The sequence below is a fragment of the Streptomyces sp. NPDC004610 genome (assembly GCF_040609715.1).
In the GTDB taxonomy this organism is placed as follows: domain Bacteria; phylum Actinomycetota; class Actinomycetes; order Streptomycetales; family Streptomycetaceae; genus Streptomyces.
Genome location: NZ_JBEXLA010000018.1, coordinates 20,025 through 44,711, shown reverse-complemented (window position 1 = coordinate 44,711; position 24,687 = coordinate 20,025). Strand labels below are relative to the sequence as shown.

Sequence of the window (24,687 nt, the reverse complement as noted above, 5' to 3'; positions counted from 1 at the left end):
TGTCATCATGGCGTCGGACGAACTCAATGGTCTGTTCCTGGTCTTGACAGGACAGCAGATGCCGGATGCGGATCCGGCGCTGATGCGTGCCCATCTGGTGGAGCCCCACCGGGAACTGGTGGAGCAGATCACGGCGGTGCAGGCGCTGCTGGTGAAGGTCTCCCAGTCGGTCGCGGGGGAGTCGAACGGGGCGTTCAGCGAGGCGTACTACGAGGCGATGATGACGCTGGCCTCCCCGGAGGGCAACGCCGCTCTTGAGGGACTGCGGGACGCCGCGAAGGAACTGGCCCTCTTCGCGGACGAGTCCGCCTACCAGGTCGAGTACACCAACCTGATGATCCTGCTCCAACTGGGCATGTTCCTGGTGGAGTTCGCGGCCACGTTCGTCATGGCGATCTGGAATCCGTTCGGCGCGATGATCCGGCAGGCGTATCTGCGGGCGTTCTACCGGAACATCCTGAACAGCCTGATGTTCAAGGTCGTGGCGGCGATCCTGACTCAGCAGGTGCTCCAGGTGGGCCTGGCGGTGGCGCTGGACCGGCTGACCCAGTGGATGCTGGCACGGCAGGGGCTGCGCACGACCAAGGGGAACACCTATCTGACGCAGGCGGTCGGCTTCGGGGTGGTGTCCGGGTTCGTGGCGGTTCCCATCCAGTTCGGGGCGGGGTGGCTGGCGCAGAACCTGACGAAGCGGCTGAACCGGGGAGCCGGCGACAAACTCTTCGACGGCCTCAACCGGTCCCTGGCCGGGCGGCCGGGGCGGAACGAGGTCAAGGACGCGGCGGACGACGCGGGAGACGGCGGAACACCCACTCCGACACCGGCGCCGCGCCCGCGCCCGGATCAGAACGCCGGTCCGTTCGACGGCGACGGTCTGCCGACGACCACCGCCAGTGGCCGCGGTGGCACGGTGTCCGCCGACGGGGTGTTCGCGCGGGACTTCGCCGACCGGGTGTCCGACACGGCGAACCGGGTGGCGCGCAACGAGGACCCGACCGTGATCGGTCCCGCGTTCTTGGACGGCATGGGCGATGTCTTCGCCCGCCGTTTCGCCGACGACCTCGGCGGCGTGGAACGGGCCCGCAACCTCGGCCAGCAGTGGGCGGGGACGTTTCTGACCGGCATGTTCCGCGACGATCTCGGCGATTCCCTGCGGACGGTGCTGGAGCGGGGCGGACTCGGGTCGCTGCTCGGCGACGATGTGGTGCGGTCGATGTCCGGGACGGTGCGGGACCTGTTCGGGCCGGGGACGTTCGGGAGCAAGTTCACCGCGTTCGTCGTGGAGGGCGTGGGGGACGGCGTTCTGGGCGTTGTCGCCGAGATGGTCTACAACGCCATCGCGTTCAAGCAGTTCAGCGTCAGCGGCGGCGGGTTCTTCACGTCGATGACGAGTGAGCGGGCCGCGGACGGGTTCAACATGGTCGCGCAGCGGCTCGCGGGCACGTTCAAGGTGGGTGATCTCGACCTGGCCCTTGAGAAGGCTCCCCTGTTGTCCATGATGAGCACGGACGACGGGACCGTTGCCGCCCCGGACCGCACCGGCACCCCCGCCCCGGGTCCGGCCCCGGTGAACACGGGTGGGGGCAACGCCGGGAACATCGACATGAGGACGCTCGTCACGGGTGGCGGCGTTCCCGGCGGGGTCGGTGGGGTCGGCAGTCCCGGTGGGATCGGGGGGACCGGTGGGACCGGTGGGCGGGTCGACGACTGGCTGACCGGCGACGACGCGAGTGAGGTCGCGCGGTTCGCCATGCCGACGCTCACCCCGGGGGAGCGGGTGGGTGATGTGCCGCCGCCGACGGTGGCGACCGTGGAGACGGTGGGGGAGAGGGGGCAGGACGCGCCCACCCGGCCGGAGCGGACGGGCGTACCGGTGCCGCCGGTGGTTGTTCCGGTGCCGCCTGTGGTGCCAGCGCTGCCCGTGGTGTCGGCGCCGCCTGTGGTGCCAGCGCCGCCTGTGGTGTCGGCGCCGCCTGTGGTGTCGGCGTCGCCGCATCCGACGGTCCCCGCCCCGGGGGAGTCCGGCGCGGCGGCCAGGCAGGACCCCGGTGACCGGGCCGGTGGGTCGCGGTCCACGGACAACCCGCTGGGCGACAGCACCGACCGGGCGCGCGACCCCTTCGCGGACCCCGCGACGGTGTCCCCGGCTCCCGTTCCGGACCTGGAGACATCCAGCGTCACCAGCTCCGACACCGACCACTCGGCGACGACGACCACCAGTACCGCCAGTACGCTCCTCACCGACCTCGACACCGCCCCGTCCTCACCCGGCGCCGACTTCGGCGAGCGGCGCCTGTCGAGCGCCGTGGACCTGGCCGTCGATGACGCGCGCCGGGACGCGTCCGACGCGCTCCGGGATCCCCACAGCGGCAGGGTGCCGCCGTCGAGCCCGGTCGAGGGCCCGCTGCTGCTGGCGCATCTGAACCAGCGCCTGTACCCGGCCGCGGAGGGCACCCCCTTCGTCCGCGCCACACCCACCCCCATGCCCGGCGACGACGCAGTCAGCGGGACCCGGCCCACCAACGCGCGACCGGCGCCGGGTCCCGGCTGGGGGACGGTCACCTCCTGGGACACGCTGGTGGACGGCCTCGATCACCTCGGCCCGGGGTCCACCGCGCTGGTGCTCACCCGGAGTCCGAGCGGCACGGAACACGCGTACGCGCTGCACCGGGCGGACGAGGGACTGCGCTGGGTGGAGATGCAGTCCGACCGGTCCGACGGGCGGGTGCGCACGCTGCTGCCGCTCGGCGAGCCCCTCGGGACGCGTGCCGTGCTGATCGACCCGGACGGCGCGATCACCGACCCCACGATGCCGTTGGTCGGCACCGAGGGGACGGCGATGCGGCATCCGCTGGTCCATGACCCGGCCGAGGCCCCCGGGAACGACGCGCCCGGCCCCCGGGACCCCCGGGACGGCGGAGTCGCCTGGGCGCCGCCCACCCCGCGCCCGGTCACCGAGGACGCCGACCCGGGGGCGCGGGACACGGCCGGGGCCGATGCCGTCCCCCCGCCCCGCCCCCCGGAACGCGTCACCCCCACCACCGCCTCCGGCCCGGCACCCGCGTACCGGCTCACCGCCCTCGACGGGACGGCCTCCCACCGCTACGAGGCGGCGCCGGACGGCACCCTCCTGCGGCCGGACGGCGAGCGCGTACCGCCGGGGGAGTGGAGCACCGTCGGCGGCCACTTCGTCCACACCGGCACCGGGACCGTCATCCACGGCCGTACCGGCTGGATCGGCCGTCTGCCGGACCCGACCGGCGCGGTGCGGCCGGACGCCACCCTCTACGCCCTGCGCGTCGACCGTGACGGCCTCCACTTCACCCCCCGCCCCGGAACGCAGAAGGGACCCGTCCGCATCCCCGTGGCCACCGAACCTCTCGCCACGGCCACCGAACCGCTCCCTGACGCCACCGAACCCCTCGCCACGGCCACGGAACCGCTCCCCGTCGCCACCCAACCCCTCCCCGCCACCATCACCGACCCCACCCTCACCCCCTCCCCCTCCCCTTCCTCCTCCCACCCGCTCCCCGCCACCGCCCAGGCCCCCGGGGCCCCCACCCAACCCCCCGGCCGCGACCACCCCTGGACCTTCACCCCCGCGGAGCTCCGCGCCGAGGTCAACCTGCGCCTGCACGACCTGCGGTGGACCGGCGGCGACCTGAACGACGCGGCGGTGGCCCGTCGTCTGAAGGATCTGGAGGAGAACTGGACCCCGGCCGCGGGCCGGACCCTGACCGAGGTCGGCCGGTGGATGGCCACCCGGGTCGCCGCCCCCGACGGCCTCGGACTGAAGGGCGGCGCCCGGAAAGCGAAGAACCGGGGAGCCGTCCAGAACCCCGCCCCCCGGCAGGAATCCCACGACTCGGCGGCCTCCCCGGCGCCGGAACCGGCGTCCGGCCCACCCGTCCACACCGTCTCCGAGCAGACCCGGCAGGAGGTGCAGAGGCAGGCCCAGACGTTGGCGGGGCGGGGCCGCCGGGCCGACGCGACCCGGCTCGCCGAGACCGCCACCGCCGTGCTGGAGCGCGCCACCCTGCCGGACGGCGTGAACACCGGAGCGGTCGTGGAGACCGCCGCCTGGGTACGCGGCCTCGCCAAACCGGTCCAGGACCAGGTGTGGGAGCAACTGCTGGCGCACCCCGAGGTCTTCTACACCCTGGCCACCCACAACGTACTGCGCGACTACCTCGTCGCGGCGCCGCACCTCGTGGAGGTGCTGGACGGGGTCCCCGCGGTGCTGGACGCCCTTGTGTCCGCGCCCCCGGAGTGGCATGGAGCGGGGGACACCAGGAGGGTCGCGGAGGTCCTCGGCCGTCCCGGCGTGGCCGTGGAACTGGAGAACGACATGGGCGTGCGGACGGCTGTCTTCGGCCACTCCCATCTGCTCGTGTATCTGGACGGCAGGCTGGACCTCGTCCGTGAGGCCACCACGATCGGCGCCAGCCTTGTCCCGGTCCTCGCCCGCGACGAGAACCTGACCGCGGCCCTGCTGGCCCAGCCCGACCCCGTCGCCACCCTGTGGGAGCTGGGCCGGGACGGCAGGATCCGGACCGCCCTCCAGTCCCAGCTGAACGGCGACGGCCGGCACAGCCGCGAGTTCTACGGCCGCATCCTGGGCGACGCCGGCCTCAGGGACGCCCTGCGCCGCTTCCCCGGCCAGCTGGGGCTGCTCCTGGACCGGCCGGAACTGATGGAGCTGGCCCTCACCCACGAGGGCAACCTCGAACTGCTGGAGGTCGCCGGAACCCCGGAACTCAGGGATGTGCTGGAGACCGTCCCCGGCTTCGCGCTGCGCCTGCTCCAGCGGTACGACCTCATCATGGCCGCCGTGCGCAACAACGCGGTGGCGGCGGCGCTCTCCCACGATCCGCGGCGCTACGACGGCATCACCGACGACGACCGGCTGCTGGCGGCGATCACCGCCACGACCGACCCGTCCCGAGGTGCCGTCATCGGCCGGCCCATGCAGCAGGACGTGGCCGCGCAGGCGTCCCCGCAGCAACTGCTCACCTTCCTGAACGGGGTGAATCCGGCCATCGCGGTGGCCCTGCGCGACCAGGCGGTGCGTACGGCGCTCGTCGACGACGTCCTGTACCTGCGGGCCCTCGCTCGCCATCCGGAATCCGTGCGCCTCCCCCACGAACTGCGGCGGGCCGCTCTCACCCCGGCGCGCAGGCTGGCCGTGTACGGCGACGACCGGGTCATCCTGGCCTCCCGGCGCCTGGCCGCGCGGCACCCGTTCACCTCCTGGATGGCGCAGCAGCACTTCTGGCCCCTGCTGGGATTCCAGATGGTGCGCGACCCCGCCCTGGCCGAATCGCTGTACCAGGACCCTGTCGCGACCAATGTGGCCCTCAACGACCTGCGGCCCTTCGACTCACCGGGGTTCACCTACCCGTACGGCGACCCCTGGCTGCCGATGGCGCTGCTGCGGCAGCCGGCCCTGGTGCAACTCGACCGCATCCGCCCCGATGCGACGGACCTGCTGCGCCAGCACCCCACACTGCTGGGGATCGTCTACCGGCACCTGCCCTTCACCTACGACGTCGCCCCGGGCGAGTGGACGCGCATCGGCCGGAACGTACGCGGCGCGGGCCAGGTACTGACCCGGCTGGAACCCTACGTCGACATCCTGCCGATGGCGCACTGGATCAGGCTGCTCCAGGACGGGGAACTCCTGCGGACCCTCGTCGAGCGCGCCGACAGCCCGGCCGCACGGGCCCTGCTCGCCCGGCCCGAGACCCTGCGCGAGGCCATCTCCCGCGTCGGATTCACCGCGGCGTGGAAGAAGGACCCCCAGCGGTTCGACACGCTCGCCGGGCCGACGGCGGCGGGCGACGACGGCGACTCCCGGCCCGCCCGGCTGCTCCAGGCCGTCAGGGCGGCGGGCGGCCGACGGACGATCACCGAGGACGGCCTGGAACTGCGACCGGACCTGGCACCGGTCATCACCCGGGTGAACGACATGATCGGCGCGCGGACCGGTGACAACGAGGAACTCGGCCTCCAGGGACGCATCCTCGCCATCGAGGGCATCGGCGAACTCGACGAATGGCTCGCCATCACCCGCACCGCCGCGATCCTCGACCAGGAACGCGGACCGCTGGCGGCGGCGGTCCGGGGCCACTCCTATCTGGCACAGGCCGTCCTCACCCAGCCCGCCATGCTGACCCTGCTGCGCACCAGGCCCTCCCTGCTCGACACGTTCCGGAGCACCCCTCAACTGCTGCGCCGGGTGGCCGAGACCGAGGGCCTGCCGCGGCTGCTCACCGTCAACGACGCGGCGTTCTCGGCGTTCCGGGACCACGACGAGCCGTACCGGAGGGCCTACGACGAGACCTTCGTGCGGGCCGTACGGGACAACCCGGCCTTTCTGACGGCCTACCACAGTCAGAACAGCGCGCTGATGACGTTGCCGCCCGGGCAGGCCACCCGGTCCGTGCTGACCCTGCTCCAGCACAGCGAACCGGCCGCGCGGGCGGTGACCGATGTCGATGGACTGATGGCCGTCTTCGTCGCCGCCCCCCAGACGGCGGACCTGTTCGTCCGCCGCGACCGTGACGACCGTGTCCACCTGCTGCGCTCCGAGGCCGTGGTGCGCGCCGTCCTCGCGAGTCCCGGACGGCTGCTGGCGGTGGCCCTGCGTCCCCAGCTCGCCGAGACCCTGGACGGTCTGCCCACCGTGGCCAGGGCACTCGCCGAACGGCCCGAGAGCGCCGGGGCACAGGACACCTTCGGGCAGCTGATGGACCAGCGCCCGCTGCTGGACCTCCTGGAACGCGACCCCGCACTGCACGGCCGGCTGCTGCGGCCCGAGGTGCTGGCGACCGTGCTGAGCCTGCCCCGGTTCGTGACCGCGCTGACCGAGGCGGACGACCACCGGCGTGCCGGTCTGCTGACCCCGGATGTGCTCCGGCTGGTCGAGGAGCGGCCGGAGACCGTGGACATCCTCGCCGAGAACGCCGAGATGCGTGACGCGGTGGCGGGGCTGCGCGGCTTCGCCCCGCTGCTGCTGGCCCGCCCCGAACTGATCGCACGCTTCCGTGACACCCCACCGCTGCTGGAGGCCGTACGGGACAACCGGACCCTGATCGACGACGCGTCCGAACGCTCCGCCCTGTGGCCGGTCGTCGAACGGCACCCCGCGCTGGGCACCCACCCGACCGGCCCGCTGCGGCGGACGCTGATCCGCCACGAGGCACTCGGCGAGACCCTCGTCCGAGCGGACCTCCCCCTGGACACCGACGGCATGGCGACCCTGCGCCGGGCACTGACCAGGCGCGATGTCGCCGCCCTGCTGGCGGGGGACCGCGAGTTCGCGCGGGCGTTCCTGAGCCGCCCGGACTGGCAGACCAGGGCCGCCACCGACCCCTTGTTCGGGAAGGGCGTGCGCCGCGTCATCAGGACCTCCGGCCTCGGCGACCTCCTCACCGCTCCGCCGTCCGCCCTGCTGGACGTACTGGACGCCCGGGACGCGGTGTACCCGGCCGGTCCCTCCCGCCCCACCGCGCCCCAGCGGACGACCGGCCCGGCCCTCGATGCCGCCGCACCGGCGCAGGGGCCGGACGACGCCACCCAGGCGGCCGGGACCGAGCAGGCGGCCCCCGCGCCCGCCCCGGCCGAGCGGTGGCCCGAGGAGATCACGGACCTGCTGGCGGGCGAGCACCGAGCCCGCCTCGCCGACGCCCTCACCCGGCACGCCGAACTGCTGCCCCTGCTCCACGCGATGCCGGCCGTGGCGGAGGAACTCGCCCGGCACCCCGAACGCCTGCACCGCTACCTCTTCGCCGGCCACCTCGCCACCCTGCCGGACACCGAGGCACCGGGAGGACGGGACGCCTCCTTCGAACGGGCCTTTGAGCAGTATCTGGGAAGCATCGACTTCTCCGTCGGCCATCCCACCCAGCGGGGCGCCCTGCGCACCGCCGCGCACCACACCTGGCGCACCGGGGCCGAGCGCCTGAGCGATGAACGCGCCGCGGAGGAGCAGCGCCGGACGGACCGGCTGACGCGCTTCCGCGCCGACCGGTGGGCGACCTGGGAACTGTCCGGCCGCATCGTCTACACCCAGGGCACACCCGAGGAGCAGTTCACCGCCGCCCAGCGCGAGGTCATCGACCGGCTCGCGCAATCGGGCGACGGCATCCGGGAGAAAACCCCGGCCCGGAAGATCAACAGCCAGCTCCACGCCCACCTCGACGGAGGACGCAAGGGCGTCGCCGTCATGTACACCCTGGCCGCCGACGGCAGAGTCGACACCCTGGTGTACGCCAAGGCCCCGCGCCGCGTGGGGAACGACTACGTCTGGAGCGGCGTCAACACCGACGCCGCTCCGCCGGAGAAAAAAACAGTGGCGGCCAACGCGGAACTCCGCCGCTCCGAGGACCTGGTCGGCATCCTCGGCCGCGGCAAGATGCCGGGACCCTCCACCGAGGCCGGTCCCCCCGTGCCCGCTCCGCTCTCCGGCGAACGGGACGCCGTGAACCGGGCCCATTCCCTGGCCGGAACCATCCGCGCCTACGAGACGGCGCTGGCGGACCTGAAGTCCCTTCCGGCGCGGTCCGGCGCCGGGGACGACCGGGCCCGCACCCTCGCCGCCGCTCTCCTCGACGCCGGGAACCGGCTGCGCGCGGAGGGCGCCGACGTCCTGTCCCACGCCGTGGAACTCCTCCCCGCCGACATCGTCGACCGGGCCCGGCCGCTCCTGAAGCTCCCGGCCACCCAGGACGACGACGCCGGGACGGCCGCGACGGACCACCTGCTCGGTGCCACCGCCCTCGCCCTGCACCACGGCGGCCCCCGACTGGGCACAGCCATGTCCCAGGTGATCGCCGAGCGGCACCCCCGGCCCACCGAACGTGCCTTCGAGGTCAGGCCGTCGATCGACTACCGCGCGGCGCTGCGCGGAACCGACCGGGCCGACGGGGACGACTGGGCCGCACATGTACGCGAGGCACTGGGTGTGCGCGGCACGCCGGAGAGGGATCAGGGCAGGTCCGGCCCCGCACCCCTGCGCACCGAGGGCGAGGTCCGCACCGACCGGTGGTCGCCGCTGCGCGGCACGGACGCCGAAGGGCGCGGCGCCCCGGACCGCACACCCGGCGCCCGCCGGGCCCTGGCACCCGGCGAGCGGATCGAGGTCGGCTACCGGTGGTCGTGGGAGCGCACGGACCCCGCCGACCCCGGTGTCCTCGTGCTGACCCGGCGCATCCGCCTGGACGAGTCGGAAGTCACCCCCCAGGAAGCGGAACGCGTCCGCGACGGGGTGCGCCTGGCGCTGGAGACGGTGGTCGACGCCCGCCGGTACCGGCTCCCCGCGTTCCACCCGGACACGGCGTCCGGAAGCCGCGCCGAGGGACCCGTACTGCGGGTCCGGGCCGAGTTCGTGACCGGCACCGAGTCGGCGCACGACGAGGTCGTGCTGCGCCCCGGGAAACCCGCGCGGGAGCGGCACATGGTGCAGAACGTCTGGCACACGTCGGTGCATCCGGTCGCGTACGCCCATGAGATCGTCCACGGCCTCGGCGTCCGCGACGACCGGAGCGATCCGGCACCCGTCACCGACGGCGAACCCAGCCTGATGGGTCCCCTCCCCGAGGACGTCCCCCCGGACGGACCGGTCCTGACTCCCGATCACCTCCGGCAGATCGCCGACGTCCTGACGCCGTACGCACGGCCGCCGCATGACACACCGTCCTCTCAGAACACCCCCGGCGCCGTCCGCCCGACCGAGCGGGAGGACCTCGGGACGACGACGCTGCCCGGCACGCCGACACCGGTCGTCGCCGACCCGGGCACGCCGTCCCGGATCCGCGACCACGACGACAACCCCCCGGGACCGGACGCCCACCGCCCCCTCACGGAGCGGCCCGCACCGCGTCCGGGACGGCCGGGCGTGCTGCGCGGTGCCGGTGACGTGGACACGGACCGCTGGATTCCGTACCGGCAGGACCGGACCGGCGTCCCGTCCCCGAGGGACGGGCGCTGGCCCGACCCCGCGGGCCGCGGCGAGCTGACGAAGGTCGCCTACACCTGGACCTGGCACGAGCGCGAGGGCCTACCGGACGGTGAGCTGACCCTCGTCCAGCGGGTCTACCTGCACGCTCCCGGCGTCCCGGAACAGGCCCTCGACCATCTCCGGGACTCCGTCCACGATGCCCTGGACGAGGTGATCAACCGTCATGAGCACCGGCTGCCGGTGCTCCAGGGCGATGTCCGCCGCGCCCCGTCGGCCGACGGTACGCGGTCGCCGCGCGGCCCGGTCCTGCGGGTCGAGGTCGACTTCGTCACCACCCCGCAGTCGGCGCACACCACGGTCGAGGTCCGCGACGGCGAACCGGACCCGGAGCACCCCGACATGGTCCAGGACGTCTGGTACACGGACGTTGCCGCTGCCGCCCATGTCCATGAGATCGTCCACGGCCTCGGCGTCCGCGACGACACGGTCTCCCCGCGCTACCTGCTGACCCCCGGCGGGCGCGGCAGCATCCCGAGCGACCAGCCAAGTGTGATGGGCCGCGCGCCCCTCGGCGCTGCGAACCCCTCGTTCGTCCTGGTCCCGGACCATCTGCGGCAGCTGGCCGACATCCTCTCGCCGTACCTCGCGCCCGGCGGCGGCGACGCGCGCCGCGCCCCGTCCACCGGGGACGAGTACCCGGTGCGGTCACCCCAGGGGGACCGCCCGGCGGTGGACTACTCCCTGCTCCATCCGGCGGACGAGAGGACCGAGTTCACGGTGACCGTGCCGGACAAACCCGTCTGGCACTACTCGGACGCCCGGCCCGAAACCGTGTTCACGGACGGACTGCGGACCCAGGAGGGTGTCTCCGTCCCGCTCCTCTACCACGCCCTGACCCACCGCAGCTCCCAGTTCCTCATCGCCACGAGCAACGAGGACCTGCTGCTCGACATCAGCCGCTACCGCTACGAGATCGACGTGTCCCGCAACACCGACCCCGAGGTCATCGACCTCAACCTGACCCTGGACGAGCTGTACCGCAGGGGTGAGCTGCCCTTCGGACTGAGCGTCACCAAGCAACCCTGGGTGGCCTTCGTCGGCCAGGTGGACAAGGGGGCCGTCATGAGGGTCCACGACCGGGTCGAGAACCGTACCGGTGTCTGGAACGCGGAGGCCGAGCGGGTGGACTGGCGCCGCGACCGCGAGGAGAGCGAGCACTCACCCACGCCCGGTCCGAGCCGGGGTGAAGAGGTGTTCCAGGTGCTCTCACCCGACCACGGCCCCGGCCCCGCCGACCTTCCGCTGTATCTGACCTCACCGCTGAGCTGGCCCGACGCGATGACGGTCACCAACGAGTACCAGCAGCGCGCCTTCAGACTGACGGACGACGCCACGGGCAGCGCGGTGTACGTGAAGGTGTTCCCCGAGGAGGAGGGCGAGCGCGCGCTCCACGCGGACAACATCATCCGGCTGGTCGGTGACATCCGCACCCCGCGCAGCAGCGTCCACACCTTCGGCACCCCGGAGGGCGCCGAACTGCGCCGCCGCATCACCGCGATGGAGGGACTCGGAGACGACCTCAAGGACGAGATCACCGGCGGCTTCCACCAGACCTACCTGGTGATGGAGCCGCTGAGCGGGGTGCCCCTGGAGGATCTCGACCATGACACCCTCCGGTCCCTGGTCGAGGACGAGCTATCGGTACGGCAGCTCGGCCGGCTGCTGGTGCTGGACACCTGGCTGGGCAACGACGACCGCATGGGCCGCTCCGGGGTCAGCCTCTCCAACATCCTCTTCGACCCGGCGGAGGGGGCCGGGAACCGTATCGGCGCCATCGACAGCGACGCCCGGCCCGACAAGCGGAAACCTGGCGGGACACTGGTCGCCCGGGAGAACCTCGAAGACCTCCTCAGCAACGACGGCATCACCTCGGTCGCCGACGCGATCAGCAGGGCGACCGGCGCGGACTTCGCCTGGGAATCGGCCCTCCAGCCGTTCATCACCCATATGGACAACGGGGTGAGCGCGTTCCTCCCGATGATCGACGTCATCTACCGGACCGTCCGGACCAGGCTGGAGACGATGCACAGGGACGCCTTCCCCGGACAGCCGCTGCCCGACGGTGCCGAGTTCGACCGCACCGCCCGCCAGACAGGCATGGCGCAGGCCGGGCGGATCCTGTCGGAGCGGGGGATCCAGGTCACCGCCGAGGAGGTCATCGCCGCGTGGCAGCGCCTGTCGGAGGCCGACTCACCACAGCAGGTCGCCGCGTTCCTGGCCATCGAGGCGCTGTCCCCCGGCGGGTCCCTGGACGAGCGGATCCAGTACTCCGAGCGCTACGCCCCGGTGATCCTCAATGTGTCGACCAAGGACGCGATGAAACAGACCCTCCGTTTCCTCCGCGCCCTCAACACGGGCCTGCTCACCGGGCATGTCACCGGGGCGGAGTTCTTCCGGGTGGTGCAGCTCATGGGGATCCCCGACGAGGTCTCGGTCGAGGTCATGAGGCGCGGCGTGGAGTACGTCGAACGCATCCGAGCGGAGACCGCCCCGCTGATCGAGGAACCGGCACCGGAGGACGGAGAGGGGTAGGGGCGGGCCCGCCCGAGGGGTGATCGCCCGGCGCGCGCCGGGCTGACCGAACGCGCACTCTCCCTGCCCGCTCGGGCAGAGGTCGCGTTCGCCTGGGTTCGTTTCCGGCCAGTCCCGTGCTTCCGTGCGGAGATCCCCCCGATGCGCCGCCACCGGCACGACAGACGGGCACGAAGCGACATGAACGTGAACATCCCCATGGCAGCACCCCAAGGCATATGCCCGGACTCGCCCCATGGCACTCCCTCAGAAACACCCCCGCGCGGACTCCCCGCCCCGCCCGCGGCGGAACTCCTGAACCGCGGACGTGACGGCGTCCGCCGTGTCCTGCTGGCCTCCCCCCGAGGCTTCTGCGCCGGAGTGGACCGTGCCGTGCGCACCGTGGAGGTGGCCCTGGAACGCCACGGCTCCCCGGTCTACGTCCGCCGCCACATCGTCCACAACCACCATGTCGTCCGGGCCCTGGAGGAGCGGGGCGCGGTCTTCGTGGAGGAGGTCGCGGACGTCCCGCCCGGCTCGGTCCTGGTGCTGTCCGCCCACGGTGTCGCCCCGGTCGTCCACGAACAGGCGGCCCGCCACGGGCTCGCCACCATCGACGCGACCTGCCCCCTGGTCACCAAGGTCCACCACGAGGCCCGCCGCTTCGCCGCCGAGGGCTACGACATCCTCCTCATCGGCCAGGAGGGCCACGACGAGATCGTCGGCACGACCGGCGAGGCCCCCGACCGCATCCATCTGGTCACCGGCACCGAGGACGTCACCGCGCTGGACGTCCGCGACCCCCACAAGGTGGCCTGGCTGTCCCAGACGACCCTGTCGGTGGACGAGACCGCCGCGACCGTGGCCCGGCTCGAACAGCGCTTCCCCCACCTGGTCAGCCCGCCCAGCGACGACATCTGCTACGCCGCCCAGAACCGCCAGACCGCCGTTCGGAACATGGCCCCGCACTGCGATCTCCTGCTCGTCGTCGGCTCCCGCACCTCCCACAACTCCTCGGAACTGGTCACGGTCGGACTGCGCCACGGCGCCAGGGGCGCCCATCTCATCGACGGCGCCGACGACCTGGACGAGACCTGGCTGACCGGCGTCGACACCATCGGCGTCACCAGCGGCGCGTCGGCCCCCGAGATCCTGGTCCAGGATCTCCTCGCCCACCTGGCCCGGCACGGCTACGACCGGATCGAAACCCAGCCCGCCGAACGGACGGAGACCCAGCGCTTCACCCTCCCCCGTGAGCTGCTGGACCCGGAGAGCGCCTGACCGGTCGACGGCGACACCAGGGCTGCATCCACGGCACCCCCCTTCTCGGCGATCGGCAGCCGGGCTCGGTCAGGTGCCGGGCGGGGCGGGGTCCCGGGGCAGGCGCAGCCGGAAGCATGCCCCGAGGGTCCGGGGGGGGGTGAGGGCGAGGGTGCCTCCATGGCGGTGGGCCAGGTCGCGGGCGATGGCGAGGCCCAGGCCGGTGCCGCCCCGGTCGCGGGAGCGGGCGTCGTCCAGCCGCACAAAGCGCTCGAAGACCCGCTCGGCGTCCTCGGCGGGCACGCCCGGTCCGTCGTCGTGCACGGTGAGCACGACCCAGGCGTCCTCGTCCCGGATGGTGATCTGGACCCGATGCGCGGCGTGGCGGACGGCGTTGTCGATGAGATTGCGCAGCAGCCGTTCGTACGCGTCGGGGTCGCCGTGGACGAGTGCTGCCGGGCCGGTGCTGTCGCAGGTGAGGGTCAACGGTCGCTCGCCGAGGGGGTGTTGCTCGGCCCGCCGCACCGCGAGAGCCGTCAGGTCGACGGACTCGGCGCCGGTTGCGGGAGCGCGGGTGTCGAGGCGGGCGAGGAGCAGCAGATCCTCGGCGAGGGCCTGGAGGCGGCGGGTCTGGCGGGCCGCGGTGGTGGCCGCGGCGGGCCAGTCGGTGCGTTCCGGGTAGGCGAGGGCGACCTCCAGGCTGGCCAGGAGTGTGGTGAGGGGGCTGCGGAGTTCGTGGGCGGCGTCGGCGACGAAGCGGCGTTGCCGGGCGGCGGCGTGGTCGAGGCGCTGGAGGGTGGTGTTGAGGGTGGTGGCCAGGGCGGTGATCTCATGTCCCGTGGCGGGGACGGTGACACGTTCGCGGGGGTCGCTCGGGGTGACCGAGGCGGTCAGCACGCGGATGGCCTCGACCGGCCGCAGCGCGATCCGGACGGCGAAGTAGGCGATGGCGGCGATCAGCACCAGGCTGACGAGCCCGGCCCTCAGCAGCAGCCGGTCCGTGGCGCTGGTGAGGGCCTCGGCCGCGTGCGGGAGCATCACCACATGGACCCGCAGCGTGGCATCGGGAGCGACCCCCAGGGCCGCGGCCTCGTCGCCGCTCAGCTCACCGGCACCGATGTCGGAGGACATCACCATGAAGGTCTCGCCCGCCATGTCGAACCGGTCCCGGGGCTGGTCCGGGCGCACCGGTACACGGACGGGCCGAATCACAAGGCCCCCGGAGTCCATGGACTCGCCGGTCTCCCTGGACTCCCTGGACTCCCTGGACTCCATGGTCTCGCCGGTCTCCCTGGACTCCCCGGACTCCGTGGTCTCGCCGGTCTCCCTGGACTCCGTGGGCGCGGGCAGCACATGGCGGGTGCCGGGATCGAAGTCGTCCATGCCGCCGCCGAAGGCGACCGCGGTCTGCCGCCCGGTCGCGACGACCTCGTACGGCAGCACGGAGCTTCTGCGCTCGGGAATCACACCCTCGTTCAGCTGATCCACAAGGGACCAGAGCTGCTGCTCGGCCTGTCCCTCGGTGATCCGCGTGCCCTCCCGGTAGATGTGGTGGTGCACCCACCAGCCGATGCCGGTCAGGACGACGGCTGCGGTCGCGGCGGCGGTCAGGGCCGCGCGGGCGCGCACCGAACGCGGCCACCAGCGGCGCCGCGGCGCAGGGGCGTTCACGGTCGGCCACCAGCGGCGTCGTGTCCCAGCGGCGTTCACGATCGTCCACCGGCGGCGTCGCGGCTCAGGGGCGTTATCACGAACGCCCACCAACGGCGTCGCGGCTCAGTCGCGTTCACGGTCGTCCACCAGCCGGTATCCGGTACCCCGTACGGTCTGTAGGGACTGCCGCTGGAACGCGCCGTCCACCTTCTTGCGGAGGGCGCTGACCCGCGCCTCCACCAGATGGGGATCGCAGGCTTCGTCGGGCCACGCGTGATAGAGCAGATCCGACTTCGAGACCGCCTGACCCGCACGCCGGGCCAGCAGTTCCAGGACGGCGAACTCCCTGGGGGTGAGGTCCACCCGGGTCCCCGCCCGGCGGCAGACCCGCCCGGCGACATCCAGCGAGAGGTCACCCACGGCCAGGACGGGCGGGGCGACCGTGGCGGCCCGTCTGACCAGCGCCCGCAGCCGTGCGACGAGCACCATGTACGAGAAGGGCTTGGCGAGGTAGTCATCGGCCCCGGTGTCCAGGGCCTCCGCCTGATCCCAGTCCCCGTCCTTGGCGGTGAGGACCAGGATGGGGGTCGCGTTGCCCTCCCGGCGGAGCTGGGCGCAGACCTTGTAGCCATTGAGTCCCGGCAGCATCAAGTCCAGTACGACCAGGGCGTATTCGCCGGTCCGGGCCATCCACAGCCCCTGCCGTCCGTCATGGGCGAGGTCGACGCTGTAGCCCTCGGCGGTCAGGCCGGTGTGCAGGGTATGGGCAAGATCCACCTCGTCTTCGACCACCAGGATGCGCATGCGGAGCAGCTTCGCACAGCGCGGGCCCACCTTCCTGATCGGCCGGTCAGGTTGGATCAGCGTCCGGTCAACGAGGTCCCGGCACGCTGGCGGAGCGTTGTCGCCGCAGCTGAAAGGCCCTGTCACCGATGTCCGTCGATGCCCGTGTACCCACCGCCACCGTGGCGGTGGCAGCCGCCTCCCCACCCGATCCCGCCCGCCGACCCTCCCCGATCACGGCCCGAGCCGTGGTCGTCATCGCCCCGCCGGCGCTCACGATCGCCCTGGGACTCTGGGGCATCCGCAGGAAGAACACCTTGTGGGGCGACGAGGCCGTCACCTACCAACTCGCCCGGCGCGACCTCTCCCAGATATGGCTCACCGCCCAGCCGGTCGATCTGGTCCACGCCCTCCACTACGCCATGACACACGAGATCTTCGCTCTCTTCGGCGCGGGACTGCTGACCTTGCGGCTGCCGTCGGTGCTGGCGATGTCCATGGCGGCGAGCGGGGTCGGGCTTCTGGGGCTGCGCCTGGCGGGGCCCCGTGCCGGGCTGCTGGCCGGACTGGTGTTTCCCCTCCTTCCCCAGGTGCAGAAGTACGCGCAGGAGGGCCGCTCCTACGCCCTGGTCTGCGCCCTGGTCACCTGGGCCACCTACGCACTCGTCGTCAGCATCCCGCGGTGCGCCCGGTGGCGGTGGGCGGTCTATGGCTCCACGATGCTGCTGGCCTGTCTGCTCCACCAGTTCGCGGTCCTCGCCCTGGTGGCCCACGGTGTCACCCTGGTCGTCTCCCGTGTTCCACGGCCGGTGCTGAGGGCGTGGAGTGTGGCCGCAGGGGGTGTCGCGGCCGGGCTGTTGCCGCTGGCGGTCGTCAGTGCGGGTCAGTCGGAGCAGGTGGCCTGGATCGGGGGCCCGGTGCGGCTCCCCGGCGTGCTCGCCATGACGATCGTGGGCGTGGCGTGCGCCCGACCGCGCCTGGGGGCGAGGGGCCCCGTACGCCTCACCGCGCTGGCTGTCCCGCTCCTTGTGCTTCCGGGACTTCTGCTGCTGATCGCCTCGCCGGTCAAGCCGCTGTTCGTCGACCGGTACGTGCTCTACAGCAGTGTCGGATGCGCGCTGCAGGTGGGCGCGTGGCTGGCTCGCTTCGAGCGACAGCGGCGGTCGTCCCCACTCGTGTGGATCGTGGCGGTCGCCGCACTGGCCGCGCTCGTCCCGCCGAGCCTGTCACTGAGGACGCCCGAGAGCCGGAGCAACGACGCCACCGCGATCGGCGCCGCCATACGGAAGGAGGGCCGTCCTGGTGATGGGCTCCTCTATCTCTCCGGCAAGCACCGGGCCTGGACCGCGGCCAACCCCGAGGACACACGCCGCCTCACGGATCTGGCCCTGGCACGGGACCCCGCTTCGTCGAACACGCTCGCAGGTGTGGAGGTTCCCGCCGGGGACATCGCGGCCCGGATGCTGGAGTTCGACCGCATCGTCGTGGTCCGTGATCCGGCGGGGGTGCATGTGCCGGCCGATCCGCGGGAGGAGGCGAAGGCGGACGTTCTGCGGCGGCACTTTCGCGAGTCCGGGACAACTCATGTCAATGGGGGGCGTGTCAGTCTCTATGTCCGGGATGACGGCGACTCGTCTCGGACGGCCGGTGGGGGTGCGGTGGTTCGGGGTGGGAGGGGTGGGAGGGGGTGGGGTGACGGGCCGTATCGTCCTCCCCTCGCCATAGCCATTCCATAGCCATAGCCATAGCCATAGCCAGAGCGGTTGCCGTTGCCGTGGCCGCTCCGGGTAGGCGCTCGGTCGGCGACGTATCGCTGACCGGTAGCAGATCGCAGGGCTTTTCGGCCAGGCCCGATGACTTTGTGTCAATTGTCGGCAACTGGCCTCCACCATCGCCGACGCCCGGCTACACAGAGAGACCGGGGTGGCGGGTTGCCGTCCCGGCGTGGTGATGCCCTGGCCGAGATCCCCTCCACACGCGGGATCCGGGCAGCGCGCGCCGACGCCTCCAGCGGGAAGCCGGTCCGGGGAGCGGGGGAGTGATGGCGGCACGTCGTCGACGGCGTCGGCGGTTGAGCAAGCGGACGCGCCGACAGTTGCAGGGCTGGGGCGCGCTGGCGCTGGTGGCCGGTGTGGTGTGGACGGCCGGGAACTGGGCGCTGGTGTGGCCCGTCCTGGTGGCGGTGCTCGCCACGGTGGTGGTGGGCGGGACCGGGTGGGTACTGTTCCGGGCACACCGGCGCGCGGTCGGCCAGGACCGGGTGTGGCGGGCACGGGAGGAGGCCAGGGCACGGGAGTTGTCGATGGCCGAGGTCGACGCGCTGTCGTGGCAGGAGTTCGAGATGTACGTCGCCGAACTGTGCCGCCGGGACGGCTGCACCAAGGTCGCCGTCACCGGCAAGGCCGGAGACCTGGGCGCTGATGTCGTCGGCTATCTCGCCGACGGCCGCAAGCTCGTCGTCCAGTGCAAGAAGAACGCGCCGCACCGGAGCGTGCCCTCCCACGACATGCAGAAGTTCGTCGGCACCGCCCGCCCCGAGCACGGCGCGGATGTCGCGCTGTTCGTCACCACCAGCCGCACCTTCACCAGAGGCGCACTGGGTCTGGCGCTGCGCCAGGACATCGTGGCCCTGCACCGCGACCTGCTCGGCTCCTGGGTCAGAGGCGCTCATCTGGAGACCCTGATCCCGCTGAACGGAAGCGGCGGCGGCACGGGTCGGGGGCGCCCGCGTTGAGGAGGGGGGTCGTCGGCCATGCCTCCTGAGGGTTCGGGGAGTGGGCCCCTGGGGGCGGGGGAGCGGGGCGGCCACTCGTCGCCGCTGGCCAGGGCGCCTATCGCGGTGGGTCGGCGCGCCCCTGGCCGATGACGCGGGCCGCGTCGCGCAGGGGGGGGCGTCGATGCGGTCGTGGGCAGACGTTCGCCGCTGACCAGGCACAGGGCCGCACCGTCCGAGGAAACCGCAATGTCCGCGTGGCCGACGATGCGGGGGCCGAGCACGCGGAGGGCGGGGAGCGAGCGGCCGAGCAGACCGCGCGGGCAGGGAGCCGCGGCGCCGAGGGCGCGGAGCCGGGTGCCCAGACGGTAGGAGCCATCGGCCGCCCGCTCCAGCCCCGCCCCACGCGACCAGCTCCCGCACCATCCGCGGCGCGGTCGGCACCGGCAGCCCGGTGGTCCGGCCGACGATCTCCGTCAGACGCAGCGTGCCCGGCGCGCCCACGAACGCGTCCAGCACCGAGAGGACCCGCCCGGCAACGCTGCCGGTAATCTCGCACCCCGTGCTTTGATCCAGTGAAAGCCCGGCATTGTCGCCGCACCGCCCGCTCCGCGAAGGTCAACGCATAACGACGGCGTAGCACACCTGGTGTCCCCGCCCCACTCCCCGAACGGGATGTGCACCGGGCCGGTGTGGCGCGCATCCCGTTCGGGGAGTGAGTTTCCTCCAACTTGAAGTCGCAGTTCAAAGGGCTGGTGTGACCGGTTCTCGGGGTACTCGTGCTGGTCGTGGGCGGCTGTCTGCGGAGTAGATCGTCTGTGAGCGGTTGACTTCGAGGTTCGTCAGAACGAGCAGGGCGCGCAGGAGTTGGGTGGCGCGGGTGGGGGCGGTGCGGAGCTTGGTGAGGATCCGCCAGTTCTTGAGGTGGGCGAAGCCGTGTTCGACCGGGGCGCGTCCGACGGCGAGGACGCGGTTGGCGGTCTTCTCGCCGGGGGTGAGCTTGTGGGTGCGGCTGGCGTGGAAGCCGGTGACGATCACGGGGTCGTGGATGTCGTTGTCCAGGCCGCGGAAGCCGAGGTCCGCCAGGGCCCCGAGGCCGGCGGCGCGCAGGTGGGCCAGGACGTGGTCCTGGCGGGCGGCGGTGTTGTCGTGGGTGCGGCCAGGCCTGGCGGCGGATATCCAGATCAGCCGGCCCCGCTCGTCGGTCAGGGCGAGGAAGTGCAGGCCGTGATGGTGATGTTTTCCGGAGTAGTTCCGCCGGTCGGCTTTTCCGGTGCGGCGCTGGGTGGCGATGAGAGTGCCGTCGATCAGGACCACCTCCCCGCCCTTCTTGGCGACCTTCTTCAGGGCGCGGTCCAGGCGCGGGGCCTGGGCGGCGAGCAGTCCGATCAGCTCGTCGCGCCAGCGACGGACGGTGGACTCCGACACGTCGTTGCCGCCGGCCATGTCGGCCAGGCGCTGGTCATGACGCAGCACGGCCAGGACGATCACCGCGATCTTCCCGGGCGGCAGGATCCGCCACCGGGACCGGATCACTTTCAGGTGACGTCGCAGCAGATCGGCGAGGTGGTTGACGGTCCGCGTGGACAGCGGCAGGCGGCACTGGTAGACAAGCGGGCAGGTGTCCTCGGCGTGCTTTTTGGTTTTCGTCACCCATTTCCAACGGCCTCCGGGGACACCCCGGTTACGCCCGCGCCCCACCGCTCCGGGTGTCGGCGTCCGCAGTCACAGGCGGGTGGTGAACCGGCCGTCGGGCAGTTTCCGCAGCCAGCCGCGATCGACGAGTCGGACCAGCTTGCTGCGCAGCGGTTCCAGCTTGGCCCTCACGCTGACATCCACTCCCACTACCTCGCCGACCTCGCGGGCCATGACCGGTCCGGCGGCCTGCCGCACGGCGGCAATGATGCGCTGGTAGTCCCATGGAAGCGAGTCCTCCTCCATGCCCGGTTCGCGGTGCGGGATCAGCATCACCGCCCGGCCGCCCACCTGCCCTGGCATCGGCGCAGCCTGGGCGCGTTCCTCGGCGAGCTGTCCGGTCATCCGTTCAAGGACGCGTTCGGCGACGGCGAGTTCGTCCCGCTCGGCCCGCACTTCCGCCAGCTGTTTGACCAGCTGCTTTTCGAGTTCGTCCAGTTGCGCACGCGGCGCGGTGATCCGTTCCAGCAGCTCGGGATCCAGCATGCACCGGATCGTAGAAGGTAGCCGATCGGTAGGGAGCAGGAATCGGATAGTTCAGCTACCTGAGCAGGAGTGAACCGCATCGTCCCAGGCACCGGGACTGCGGTAGTGGTTGTTGTGCCCTGCGGCAAGTACGTGGCGCAGGGCGGCAAGGTACTGAGTGTCCGTGGGAAGATTAAGCTGGTCGAGGAGGGCCAGTGCGGCGGCAGGTTCCAGGTCGCCGTAGACGTCGTGGAAGCTCGCCAGGAGGCTGCGGAAGACGGCCGGGTGCAGAGCGGGAAGCCGCGCGGCGGTGCGGTATGCCGGCTCCTTCACCGTCCAGCGCACCGGTCCCGAACACTCCAGAACCCGATGTGCCCGGCGGAGCAGGGCCTCCGATCGCTCGGCCACTACCCGGTCGATGTCCTTTCCGAGGACCTCGGCGAAGGCTCTCGCGGAAGTGGTGTGGTCCTCGAACCAGTCCACCCACAGCGAGTAGGTAACGGCCTCGACGTCCCGGTCCGCCTCCAGCCGCTGGCGGTAGCCGTCCCACAGCACGTCGGCCGGCAGGGGGCCCTCCGCGCTCTCGTCCGCGAACCGGATCTCGCACGTGACCCAGTAATCGTCGAGGAGATCCAGCAGCCCGAAGGCCAACCGCACCTGGTCGGCTGCATTCAGGTCCTCGGCGAACACATCGCCGGCCCGAGAATGAGCCACTTGGTTGGCGGTGAGCAGCACGTCCGGCTTTTCGTCGCTCACCCACCCATCGCGTACCTGGTAGATGCCCTGATCAGCCAGCCAACGCCGTGCCGCCTCCACGCCTTGCGTATCCATCCGGGCAGTATGACAAGCCTCGCAAGATCCGAATGAAACAGCCGAGCGCCATCGACGGAACCGGCATGGAGCCGCGAACCACCCCTTGGCGGACGATCTTCCCCACAGACTCCCGCCTACGACCAGGGCGAGTACCCCGGGCATCGGTCACACCAGCCCATTGACCGGCGACTTCAAGTTGGCGGAGGCTCACTGGTGCGCACCGGGCTGATCCCCGCCCTGCATCGGGCCCGCACCGGGGCGTGTCCGGCCGCCATCCGTATCCTCACCCCGGGCCCGCACCCCGTGACGGCGCACAGGCATCTCTTCGAGGCGGCGGAGACGTCCGTGGGCGGCCCTGCGGATGGGCACGCCCCGCGGCCCCGCCAGCCACCATCAGTGCATGGGACGAGGGGGATTCGAGGAGCCGGTGCTGTCGAGGCGTTCCCTCAACTCCCGTACTTCGGCCGTGAGGCCTTCCACGAGGCGGAAGAGGGCCTGGACGGCGACGAGAGAGACGCCGTTGGCGTCGACCAGGTGAATGGACCGATCGTCGGGGCCGATTCCGAGTTCCGCGTGCCAGTCCTGTGCCATCGGGCCGAGGTGCCGGACGTGTTCCTCGCCCCGGTAACTCCACGTGCTGACCGGCATCGAGGCGACCGTTCGCAGGATCGCGAATCCGTCCATGCCCGAACTGGCGGGGCCGTCGTCCCTGCCCTCCCGCCCAGCCGGGTCGCTGACATCGGCCTGCGCCGCCGAAGGCCAACTCACCGGAACGACATTGCACTTCAGGTCGCGGTCACTCATGCCCTCATCGTTGCCGCCGCCGGAGAACCGGTAGTAGGGCGGAGGCTCGCGGAGTTCACGGGTGTCTTCGAGTTTCAGCTCGATGCTCTCCAGGAGCGCCCCGGCAGCCGCTGAGTCCGGGTGCCCGGCCCCCAGCACCTGGTGGAGAAGGTCCACGGTGTCAAGGCAGTGATCATGTGCTTCGGCGGGGCCTCGAACGGACAGGAGAGCGATGATCAGATTCACCCGGATCCGAAGAGTGTCCGGATGCCCCGACCCCAGCAGGCCGGCCGACTCTGCGTAGAGGTGGGAGAAGCGGTCGACGGTGGATTCCGTCGGCCCCTCAACCGCGCTCTGGACCACCAGGTAGTTGGACTCCGTCTGCAACGTGTGGGGATGCCGGGGCCCCAGGCAGCGCACTCGGCGCTCCAGGGTGTCGTGGAAGGATGCCAGTGCCGCGTCGTTGTCCGCTCTCTCGAAGTGGCAGAGCGCCTCGGTCTCGGCAGCGTTGATACTGATGCGGTGGTCCGGCCCGAGGACCGTCGCACACTGCGTACGAACAGTGGAGGCCAGGGAGAGGGCCTGGTCGACGGCGCCGCAATGGAGAGCCGAGCTGGCGAAGGCGATGCGGATCCGGAAGGCCGTGGGGTGATCGGGCCGCAGCGCGGTGTCGGTCCGGTCGAGAAGTTCCTTGAGCAGAGCGTGTGCGGTGTCGGGATACCCCGCCTGCCCGACGGCCCGCGCGTGGGCGGCACTGGCGTCGAGCGTCATCGGGTGGTCCTGCCCGAAGGCTTCGATCACGCTCGGGAGCAGTTCCTCCAGTTCGGTGTGCGCGTGCGTCAGGTTGCCCGATCGGCCTCCGGTGCGTGCCATGCCCCAGCGCGCGAGCAGCCAGACCGACTGGTCGCGGTCCGGCCGGGCGGCCTCCGCACGGACCGCTTCGGCGTACAGCCGGTTGGCCGGGCGCCACTGCCCCAGGTGGCCGGTCCACCACGCCTCGCGCAGCACGGCCAGCCGGGTCAGGATGTGGTGGGCGCCCAGGTGTTCCCGGCAGTCGACCCGCAGCTGGGAGGTCAGCTCAAGCGCGCGCCGGATCCGGCCGCTCTGGCCGGTCCAGAAGGCGAGCGAGTGCCGGGCCGCGAGCGACTTGGGGTCGGTCCTGCCGAACTTCTCGGTCGCCCCGGCGACAAGCCGCTCCGCGGCCTCCCTGGCAACCGCGTGCTGGGATGCCTCGCTGAGCTGGGCGACGGACTGCGCCAGCGAGTCCAGCCATTCATGCCCCGAGGGCCAGACGGAGAACTCCCGCGCCGACGCATGCATGAGCACGGTGTCACCGGCTCCGTCCCATCCTCCGATCCAGCTGTCCGCCGCCAGACTCGGCGTCATCCGTGCCGTCTGCGGTTGCTCCCATGTCCGGGGCGGTCGCGCATCGCGGAGCCGGACCCAGGACTGCTCCCAGGCGCCGAAGTCGATGTCGACGGGACGTGCGTTGTCGCGGGCCAGATGACCGATGCAGAGAAGGAGGTTCGCAACGGTCTCCCAGTTGTTGCCGACCGGATCGTCGTTCTGTGCCACGTAGAGGTAGAGGGTGGACTTCCTGATCCATTCGAACTTCGGCCCCCCTGGGCCACCGGCGGGGTGCGGTGGTTGCCGGGCTGCACCGAGAAGCTGACTGGGGGTGACGCCTCCGCTTCTCATGAGCTGGACGAGGTCCGCACGAAACCGCCGCCATGTCGCTGCCACGGTGCCCTTTCCCCAACGCCGATCTGAGACTGGCGTCCATGGTGTCCGGCCGTTCCGGAGGGTGTCCAGGACAATCCAGGATTCCGGTGCCCAGCCCGCCACGAGTCCCGGAGCCGGGCCCGCCGTCCGGGAAACCCCCACGGACAACCCCCGGGGGCTGTACTCGGATCAGCGCAACTCCCTCGCACGCGGTTGCGGGCCTTGCCCCCGACCACGGCATGGTGTCCGCGCCCACCGGAACCGACCG

General features: G+C 71.9%; 10 protein-coding genes and 1 pseudogene. 4 read left to right on the top strand and 7 right to left on the bottom strand.

The features are described 5' to 3' along the window. Window positions 1-7 precede the first annotated feature (7 nt). Both ABZX40_RS20945 and ABZX40_RS20940 read left to right on the top strand, forming a co-directional pair. On the top strand, window positions 8-12,553 hold the full coding sequence (locus ABZX40_RS20945) for a hypothetical protein (protein ID WP_355740341.1): 12,546 nt from the start codon (window positions 8-10) through the stop codon (window positions 12,551-12,553). 294 nt (window positions 12,554-12,847) lie between these two features. Then, entirely contained in the window at window positions 12,848-13,813 is a 966-nt protein-coding gene (locus ABZX40_RS20940) for a 4-hydroxy-3-methylbut-2-enyl diphosphate reductase (protein WP_355740396.1), read from the top strand. 69 nt (window positions 13,814-13,882) lie between these two features. On the opposite strand, the gene ABZX40_RS20935 is transcribed toward ABZX40_RS20940, so the two are convergent. Continuing rightward, window positions 13,883-15,463 carry a HAMP domain-containing sensor histidine kinase gene (locus ABZX40_RS20935; protein ID WP_355740343.1) on the bottom strand — a complete coding sequence of 527 codons (1,581 nt, stop codon included), beginning with the start codon at window positions 15,461-15,463 and terminating at the stop codon, window positions 13,883-13,885. 105 nt (window positions 15,464-15,568) lie between these two features. Further along, complete coding sequence (locus ABZX40_RS20930) at window positions 15,569-16,249, bottom strand: response regulator transcription factor (RefSeq protein ID WP_355740345.1); 681 nt, start codon at window positions 16,247-16,249, stop codon at window positions 15,569-15,571. A 128-nt stretch (window positions 16,250-16,377) separates the two neighbouring features. Between ABZX40_RS20930 and ABZX40_RS20925 the strand changes: the two genes are divergently transcribed. Then, complete coding sequence (locus ABZX40_RS20925) at window positions 16,378-17,964, top strand: glycosyltransferase family 39 protein (protein ID WP_355740347.1); 1,587 nt, start codon at window positions 16,378-16,380, stop codon at window positions 17,962-17,964. A 305-nt stretch (window positions 17,965-18,269) separates the two neighbouring features. Continuing rightward, window positions 18,270-18,962: a restriction endonuclease gene (locus ABZX40_RS20920; protein ID WP_355740349.1), complete on the top strand. Its 693-nt coding sequence runs from the start codon at window positions 18,270-18,272 to the stop codon at window positions 18,960-18,962. A gap of 438 nt (window positions 18,963-19,400) precedes the next feature. Here ABZX40_RS20920 and ABZX40_RS20915 read toward each other — a convergent pair. The 5 genes and pseudogenes from ABZX40_RS20915 to ABZX40_RS20895 form a co-directional block, all read right to left on the bottom strand. Next, a pseudogene (locus tag ABZX40_RS20915) lies at window positions 19,401-19,445 on the bottom strand (hypothetical protein); the annotation flags it as partial. A 240-nt stretch (window positions 19,446-19,685) separates the two neighbouring features. Beyond that, entirely contained in the window at window positions 19,686-20,594 is a 909-nt protein-coding gene (locus ABZX40_RS20910; protein WP_355740351.1) for a transposase family protein, read from the bottom strand. A gap of 72 nt (window positions 20,595-20,666) precedes the next feature. After that, the gene (locus tag ABZX40_RS20905) at window positions 20,667-21,122 is read right to left on the bottom strand and encodes a hypothetical protein (RefSeq protein WP_355740353.1); all 456 of its coding nucleotides are present in this window, start codon (window positions 21,120-21,122) and stop codon (window positions 20,667-20,669) included. A 51-nt stretch (window positions 21,123-21,173) separates the two neighbouring features. Then, entirely contained in the window at window positions 21,174-21,932 is a 759-nt protein-coding gene (locus tag ABZX40_RS20900; protein WP_355740355.1) for a hypothetical protein, read from the bottom strand. A 375-nt stretch (window positions 21,933-22,307) separates the two neighbouring features. After that, the gene (locus ABZX40_RS20895; protein ID WP_355740357.1) at window positions 22,308-24,272 is read right to left on the bottom strand and encodes a hypothetical protein; all 1,965 of its coding nucleotides are present in this window, start codon (window positions 24,270-24,272) and stop codon (window positions 22,308-22,310) included. Window positions 24,273-24,687: the final 415 nt, after the last annotated feature.